Source organism: Pseudomonas putida, from assembly GCF_028682635.1.
In the GTDB taxonomy this organism is placed as follows: Bacteria; Pseudomonadota; Gammaproteobacteria; order Pseudomonadales; family Pseudomonadaceae; genus Aquipseudomonas; species Aquipseudomonas putida_AE.
In genome coordinates, this window is record NZ_JANHLK010000102.1 from 1 (window position 1) to 380 (window position 380).

1 protein-coding gene is annotated in these 380 nt (G+C 66.1%); it reads right to left on the bottom strand.

Translation table 11 applies throughout. The features are described from left to right. A partial coding sequence (locus NPS56_RS31050) for a VCBS domain-containing protein (RefSeq protein ID WP_274078182.1) occupies positions 1–380 on the bottom strand: 380 nt, incomplete at both ends.

The window sequence follows — 380 nt, forward strand, 5'->3', positions numbered from 1 at the left end:
GTGCTGCCTATCCAGGTGCTGCCCGAGATCGGCAAGCCCTGCACCACGCCACCGCTGATGATCTCGACGCCGGAAATGCTCAGGCTCTGCAGGCCATCCGGGGCGTTGACGGTGAAGGTCCCGTGCTGGGTCAGCGCCGGGGCGTCGGGGTCGCTGCCGTAGGTGAGGTTTTTCTCGTAGACGGTCAGTTCGCCACCTGCGACGTCCAGGCCGCCGAGGGTCACCCCGTCGTCGTTGTTGTGCACGTTCAGCACCAGGTTGGCGGTGCTGCTGTCGCCGTCGGCGTCGGTCAGGGTGTAGGTGAAGGTCTCGGTGCCGTTGCCGCCGGCGTGCAAGGCCTTGAAGTCAGCGTCGCCGGGATTGAGGGTGTAGGTGTAGGT